This is a genomic window from Terriglobales bacterium (assembly GCA_035624475.1).
Taxonomy (GTDB): Bacteria; Acidobacteriota; Terriglobia; order Terriglobales; family Acidobacteriaceae; genus DASPRL01.
In genome coordinates this window covers 1-6582 of sequence record DASPRL010000041.1, presented here as the reverse complement: position 1 = coordinate 6582, position 6582 = coordinate 1, and the positions used below count along the sequence as shown (strand labels likewise).

Genomic DNA, 6582 nt, shown 5'->3' with positions numbered 1-6582 from the left:
TACACCGCAATCCGACTCGACAAGCCGAATCCCCTCACTGGCGATACCAAGTACTGGTTGCCATATCTCCGTGTGCGTCCGGCCAAAGGACATGTTGTGTTCCGCGGCCACCTGATGGCGATTGTGGATTCCGGTTCTCCGTACTGCCTCTTTCGGGCCGATGTTGCTACTGCCATCGGTATTCGAGACATCACGACTGGCATAGAAGGCGATATTGGCAGCGTCAAAAAGGGCCAGGGTGACACTGTTTACTTTCATAAGATCCAGCTTTATATCGAGTCAGACTGGAGAATCGATGTAATGGCCGGGTTCACTCCGAACCTATCCGTTGCGGCCCTGCTCGGACGGAACGGTTTCTTCGACCAGTTCTTGGTCACGTTTGACCACTCAGGCAGCCCTCCCGCCCTTGAAGTCAGCAAGATAGACCGAGTGCAATAGAACTTAAGCGCCCAGGTCTTCCAACCTGACCAGCTACCGGAACCTGCGCCGCTACTGCCCGCCCTCCCACTTGGCCTTCACCGCCGGGGGCAGGTTGCTCATGTTGCCGATGAAGAGCGTGACCTTCCACATCTGCTCCTCGCTCAGCGTCCCTTTCCAGCCGGGCATGCCGGTGTAGCGGACTCCGTTCTCGACGATCCAGAAGTTCTCGTTGTCGGGCATGTCGGCGGGATCTTTCAGGAACTGCGGCGCCGGCGGATAGAAAGAGCGACCCAGCGCATTGTCCTTCTTGGCGGGCGAGCCGTGGCAGACCGCGCAGTTCATGGTGTAGATCACCATGCCCTGGTTGAGGTTGTCCTCGTTGGCCTCAAAGGGATTGGTTGCCTTGGGCGCGTGCCGCTCCACCGAGGCGTCCATGGCGTGCCCGGCGATGCCCGCCTCCCAACTCGGGGGCGGGACGTTGGCGCGGGTCGGCAGGAAGCCCAGCAGCGCAACGCACAGGCCGCCCACCACCGCCACCAGGATCGTGAGCAGCACTCCCAGGAAGAACTTCTTCATGATGTCCTCCATCGGCGGCCTCAGCCGCACTTGCTTCTGATTGCCGAACCAGCTCTTAGGTTTCAGTAGCGCATCAGCCAGCGCGCCTTCTCCACCACGTCTGCCACCTTGGGCAGGAAGAATTCCTCCAGCGGCGGGGAGAAGGGAACCGGCGTGTCGAGCGAGGTGATGCGCAGCACCGGGGCGTCCAGGTCGTCGAAGGCCCCCTCGTGGATCACCGCCGTGACCTCGCCGGCGATGCCCCCGGTGCGCGTGTCCTCGTGCAGCACCATCGCCCGGTTGGTCTTCTTCACCGTCTGCGCGATGGCCTCGCGGTCGAGCGGCGAGAGCGTACGCAGGTCCAGCACCTCCAGCTCGACGCCTTCCTTGGCCAGCGCATCCGCGGCCTCCAAAGCCAGCAGCAGCATGGCGCCGTAGGTGATCACGCTGACGTCCCGCCCCGCGCGCGCCACCCGCGCCTTGCCCAGCGGCACCGCGTAGTCCTCCGCCGGCAACTCTTCCTTGATCCGCCGGTAGAGGAACTTGTGCTCCAGAAAAAGTACGGGATTATTGTCGCGGATGGCCGCCTTGATCAGCCCCTTGGCGTCGTAGGCGGTGCCCGGCGCCACCACCTTGATGCCCGGGGTGTGCGCGAAGTACATCTCCGGGTTCTGGGAGTGGAAGGGCCCGCCATGGACGCCGCCGCCGCAGGGCCCGCGCAGCACCAGCGGCACGGGTGCGCCCCAGCGGTAGTGCGCCTTGGCCACCATGTTGGTGATCTGGTTGAAGGCACAGCCGATGAAGTCGATGAACTGGAACTCGGCCACCGGGCGCAGGCCGGTGAGCGCTGCCCCGAAGGCCGCGCCCACGATGGCGCTTTCGGCGATGGGGGTATCGATCACGCGCTCCGGGCCGAAGTGATGCACGAAGCCGTCGGTCACCTTGAAGGCGCCGCCGTAGATGCCAATGTCCTCGCCGATGCAGAAGACCGTGGGGTCGCGCTCCATCTCCTCCCAGATCCCCTGGCGGATGGCTTCGAGATAGGTGATGGGGGGCATCTATGCTATACTCCGAATTGTACAATTCGTACGATTTGTACAGGAGGCAGCATGGCCAAGCGCGTAAGCGCCAGCAAGGCCCGCGACCAGTTCGCGGAGATCATCAACCAGGTCGCGTACGGCAAACACACGGTGCTCATCCACCGCCGCAAGAAGCCGGTGGCGGCGGTCATCCCCATTGACGACCTCAAGCTGCTGGAGGAGATCGAAGAGGAGATCGACATTCGCGAAGCGAGGAAGGCCAGGCGCGAGAAGGGCCGAAGTATTCCCTGGGAAGAGGTCAAGAAGCGCCTGAAGCTGTGACGGCAGAGCCCGGCCATGCGCTACTCCATCGCATTCCGCCCAGCCGCCTTGCGTTCCCTGGAGAGCCTGCCCCGACCCCTGCAGGAACGCATTTGGACCGCCATCGGAGCCCTGGCCGACGCCCCATATCCGCCTGGTGCCAAGAAGCTGAAGGGGCCCGAACGGTACTGGCGCATCCGGGTCGGCGACTATCGTGTGGTCTACGATGTTCAACATGAGCGACTGGTAGTGCTGGTGGTCCGCGTCGGCCATCGCCGCGAAGTCTACCGCTGAGCCGGTTCGCGCTTTGCGCTTCATCCCCCCAGATCCCCTGGCGGATGGCTTCGAGATAGGTGATGGGCGGCATGATCTACTACCGTTCCCCCCTTCTCAGTCTTCTGGACGATTGTGAGAGTCGTGAAGCCGTGCCCTTCCGCAACTTGCTCCCCAGGCAGGATGCAATCGTTGTATGGGTGTTCGACGCTGTCTTTCCCCACTTGGATGAGAAACACGGAAACCGCCACATGCAAGCTGGTAATCAACTTGTCCCGGGAGTTCGCACTTGCAAGCTTCTCGGGCTCCAGCAGCACCACTTTGTTCTTGTCCCGAAAGGTGATCGACTCACCAGGTTCGAGGGTTTTCAAGGAGGTTGGTTCCTCGACGGCCCCGAAAAGCATGCGCGAACAGCTCCTATCCGGCTCGTAGTCAACATGGATACACAAGGCGACATACGTCTTTAGAGCCGGATGCTTCTTAAGGAGGCCGACGCGATCCGTTTCGATGGGAATCGTGATTGGCTGCTCACCGGAGTTCTTCAACTCTACGTCAAGGAGCATCTCGTCACCCAAAACATACTCCTGCCGGTCGCTGCCGAGTATCTCCACCTCCAGTTCCTCGGTCTTAGTGGATCGCTGCTCCTCGGGCACCTTGGACGGACACCACATCGCCGTGCCCCAGGTCTTTTCCTTCTTTGTCAAGTCGTAGTCGGGGGTTTGAGACAAAGCCCAGGGGCTGAAGAGAGCTAGCGCAAGCAGCGAGAGCCAGATGTGTATGAGCTTGTTCATTACTTCAAGTGCACCGCCGCTTCTGTCTCCTGCGGCCTGCCTCCCGCCCCCTGCCTCCTGAACTTGGGCACTGCGTACTTGGGCCGGATCTCGTGGCAGCCCTCGCAAAACACGCCGCCCGCAGCCGTCTCCGGCCGGGGCATAGGCGAATTCACCGCGAACTCGCGGTCCGCGTCAATCTGCTGGTCCACGGTGGCGACGAGCGCCTGGTTCTCCTGCGCCGTCAGCCACTTCTTCTCCAGCAGGAACTTCTCGAAGCGCGCGATGGGGTCGCGCTTCTGCCAGTACTCGAAGAGCGGCCGGGGCACGTACTGCGCGGCATCGTGGATGGCGTGGCCCTTCATGCGCATCATCTTGGCCTCGATCAGCGTGGGCCCTTCGCCGCGGCGGGCGCGCTCGCAGGCCTCGTGCGCCACGTCATAGACCTGGCAGGGGTCGGTGCCGTCCACGATCACCCCGGGGATGCCGTAGGCCAGGGCGCGGTCGGCCAGGTCCTTGATGGCGAACTGCCGCTCCCCGGGCGTGGAGTAGCCCCACAAGTTGTTCTCCACGATCAGCACCAGGCCCAGCTTCTGCACGGCGGCGAAGTTCAGGCCCTCGTAGGTCACGCCCGTGGATTGCCCGCCGTCGCCGATGTAGGTCATGGCGGCGATCTGCCGCCCCTGGTAGCGCGCGCCCAGCGCCACTCCCGCCATCACCGGGATCAGGTCGCCCAGCATGGAGATGGGGGCGCACACGTTGCGCTCCTGGATGTCGCCAAAATGAGAAGACGCGTCGCGGCCTTTGGTCGGCGAGCCCGCCTTGGCCATGTACTGCATCATGATGTCGCGTGCCGGGAAGCCCTTCACCAGCATGGCGCCCTGGTTGCGGATCATGGGCGCCAGCCAGTCTTCCTTCCTGAGCGCATAGGCGGAGGCGCAGGAGCAGCCCTCCTGCCCCAGCCCGAAGTACACCCCGCCCACCACCAGGCTCTGCTTGTAGAGGTTCTCGAGCGCCGCCTCCATCTTGCGGTTGAGCAGCATCCAGCGGTAGATCTCGAGGCACTGCTCTTTCTTGAGGTAGCGCGATTCGCGGATGGGCGGAGCGGGTGCGCTCAGGTCGCCGCGCACCTCGTAGTGGACCTCGCCGCCTTCCGCCACCTCCACCACCTGAGCGTCGAACTTTTCCAGGCGCCAGTCGGGGATGCCGCGGGGGTTGTAGCGGACCGCACCGCCGGAGAAGGGAAGATCGGTGCGAGGAGGGCGTGTCGCCCGCCCCGCTTCTCGAGCAGTGGGCGCGGCGGTCGCGGGAGTCGCCGCAAAGAACGCCTCGCGCGGTACGCGGAAAATCGAGGCCAGGGTCTTGATGCGGGCCGGGCGGGGCACCTTGCTGCCGCTCTCCCAGTAGGTGACGGTGGCGGAGGTGACTTGGAGCTTTTCGGCCAGGTCGCGCATGGTCCAGCCGCGGCTCTCCCGCAACTGGCGCAGCTTGCTCCCCGAAAAAGCGTTCCCGGCGGCCATCGCGTTCAAAAGTTAAGCAAAGTTAGCATGCCCTTGTCAAGCCTTGCGGTTAGCTAAAGTTAACTCTTGGGTGGGGGCGCCTCAGGCGCGGAAGTTCTCATCCTCGCCCTGCATTTGCCTCAGCTCCGCCGGCAGCTTCATGGGGACCCCCACCGTCCGCCCCAGCAGCGCATCCAGGGTCTCGACCCAAAGCACCTGGCTCGAGAAGACGCGCCCGAAGTTGCGCGCCACCGACTGCGCCACTTCGTCGAGCGCCGGCGCCCGGGCCGATTCCTTGGCCATCGAAGTCACGGGCTTATCGGAGATGCCGCAAGGCACGATGAGCTGGAAGGCGTCCAGGCCGGTGCTCACGTTCAGGGCAAAGCCGTGCGAGGTCACGCCGCGGGAGATATGCACGCCGATGGCGGCGATCTTGCCGCCGCGCGTCCATACCCCGGTGCGCCCGGCCACGCGCTCGGCCTCGATCCCGAAGTCGGCGCAGGTGCGGATCAGCGCCTCTTCCACCCGGCGCACGAACGCCACCGCGCCCAGCCGCGGCTCGAAGCCGCGCAGGTCGAAGATGGGATAGCCGACCAGTTGCCCGGGGCCGTGGTAGGTGACGTCGCCGCCGCGGTCGCACTCGAACAGGGCCACGCCCCGCTGCCGCAGCGCCTCTTCGGACGCCAGCACGTTGCCGCGGTCGGCATTGCGTCCCAGGGTGATGACCGGGGGATGCTCGAGCAGCAGCAGCGTGTCCGCGATCTTGCCCTCTTTGCGCAGGGCGACCAGCGAGCGCTGCAAGTCCAGCGCCACGCTGTACTCCACCTGCCCGAGTTGGACGACGTTGATCACAGGTCTTGCGGCTTCAAGCCGGTGTGCTTGGCGATGCGGGCCAGCATTCGTGGGCCTACCTCGTCCTGATCGTGGAAGGCGAAGACGACATCCGGCCATCCTGAGCGGGAGAGTACGCGGTGCGACCCGGTCTGGCGCTTTACTGTCCAGCCAATCCTTATCAGAGCCGCGAGCACGCGTGAGGCCTTCGTGCTCGGCCACTGGCTCATGCCGCGCTGAACACCACGCTCACGAGTTCGGGCGCGGATTCACGGTGCTCCAGACGATCGGCGATGACCCGCAGGGCGAGCGCCTGCACCTTGGCCACAGCGTCGTCACGCGTTTGCGCGTAGCACAGGGTACCCGGCAACTCGCGGACTTCGGCGATCCAGCGTCCATCGGTCTCTTGCTCGATCTCAACCGTGAATCTCATGGTTCCAATGATACCCCGTTCTCATTCGCGTTCATCTGCGTGAATCCGCGGCGGTTCCTACACGTTGATGGCCAGCCCGTACACGCTGCTCACCGCGTCCAGCATGGCCTCGGAGAGCGTGGGGTGCGCGTGAATGGTGAACATCAGGTCGTCGGCGGTGGCCTCCAGGTCCATGGCGGCCACGGCCTCGGCGATCAGTTCGGTGGCCGAGGGCCCGATGATGTGCACTCCCAGGATCTCCCCGTACTGCGCATCGGAGACGATCTTGATGAAGCCTTCGTGCGCTCCCAGGATGGAGGCCTTGGAGTTGGCGGAGAAGGGGAACTTGCCCACGCTGATCTTGCGGCCGCTCTCCCGCGCCTGCGCCTCGGTCAGGCCCACGCTGCCGATCTGGGGCTCGCAGTAGGTGGCCCCGGGGACGCGCTCGCGCCGCACCGGGCGCGCCGCCTTGCCCGCGATCT

The 6582-nt window shown here is 64.4% G+C and carries 11 protein-coding genes; 3 read left to right on the top strand and 8 right to left on the bottom strand.

From position 1 onward, the window contains the following. Positions 1–438, top strand: a 438-nt coding sequence (locus VEG08_01965; GenBank protein ID HXZ26742.1) for a hypothetical protein, incomplete at its 5' end; no start/stop codon positions are given. Positions 439–489: 51 nt separating this feature from the next. On the opposite strand, the gene VEG08_01960 is transcribed toward VEG08_01965, so the two are convergent. Both VEG08_01960 and VEG08_01955 read right to left on the bottom strand, forming a co-directional pair. Continuing rightward, positions 490–996 (bottom strand): c-type cytochrome, encoded by a 507-nt coding sequence (locus VEG08_01960; GenBank protein HXZ26741.1) that lies wholly within the window; start codon positions 994–996, stop codon positions 490–492. Between the two features lie 62 nt (positions 997–1058). Next, positions 1059–2033 (bottom strand): alpha-ketoacid dehydrogenase subunit beta, encoded by a 975-nt coding sequence (locus tag VEG08_01955; GenBank protein HXZ26740.1) that lies wholly within the window; start codon positions 2031–2033, stop codon positions 1059–1061. 51 nt (positions 2034–2084) lie between these two features. Between VEG08_01955 and VEG08_01950 the strand changes: the two genes are divergently transcribed. Together VEG08_01950 and VEG08_01945 are read left to right on the top strand one after the other, a co-directional pair. Beyond that, positions 2085–2336 carry a type II toxin-antitoxin system Phd/YefM family antitoxin gene (locus VEG08_01950; GenBank protein HXZ26739.1) on the top strand — a complete coding sequence of 84 codons (252 nt, stop codon included), beginning with the start codon at positions 2085–2087 and terminating at the stop codon, positions 2334–2336. A gap of 15 nt (positions 2337–2351) precedes the next feature. Beyond that, positions 2352–2609 (top strand): type II toxin-antitoxin system RelE/ParE family toxin, encoded by a 258-nt coding sequence (locus tag VEG08_01945; protein ID HXZ26738.1) that lies wholly within the window; start codon positions 2352–2354, stop codon positions 2607–2609. A gap of 20 nt (positions 2610–2629) precedes the next feature. On the opposite strand, the gene VEG08_01940 is transcribed toward VEG08_01945, so the two are convergent. From VEG08_01940 to VEG08_01915, 6 genes are all read right to left on the bottom strand, one after another. Next, positions 2630–3379, bottom strand: coding sequence for a hypothetical protein (locus VEG08_01940; GenBank protein ID HXZ26737.1), 750 nt, complete (start codon positions 3377–3379; stop codon positions 2630–2632). Continuing rightward, entirely contained in the window at positions 3379–4878 is a 1500-nt protein-coding gene (locus tag VEG08_01935; protein ID HXZ26736.1) for a thiamine pyrophosphate-dependent enzyme, read from the bottom strand. Before VEG08_01935 ends, VEG08_01940 begins: the two co-directional genes overlap by 1 nt. An 81-nt stretch (positions 4879–4959) precedes the next feature. After that, positions 4960–5709, bottom strand: coding sequence for a lipoyl(octanoyl) transferase LipB (gene lipB / locus VEG08_01930; protein ID HXZ26735.1), 750 nt, complete (start codon positions 5707–5709; stop codon positions 4960–4962). Beyond that, positions 5706–5918: a type II toxin-antitoxin system HicA family toxin gene (locus VEG08_01925; GenBank protein ID HXZ26734.1), complete on the bottom strand. Its 213-nt coding sequence runs from the start codon at positions 5916–5918 to the stop codon at positions 5706–5708. Before VEG08_01925 ends, lipB begins: the two co-directional genes overlap by 4 nt. Then, positions 5915–6121, bottom strand: a complete 207-nt coding sequence (locus VEG08_01920) for a type II toxin-antitoxin system HicB family antitoxin (GenBank protein HXZ26733.1) — start codon at positions 6119–6121, stop codon at positions 5915–5917. Before VEG08_01920 ends, VEG08_01925 begins: the two co-directional genes overlap by 4 nt. 57 nt (positions 6122–6178) lie before the next feature. Beyond that, positions 6179–6582 (bottom strand): dihydrolipoyl dehydrogenase (locus VEG08_01915; protein ID HXZ26732.1); only part of this gene is annotated, 404 nt, incomplete at its 5' end.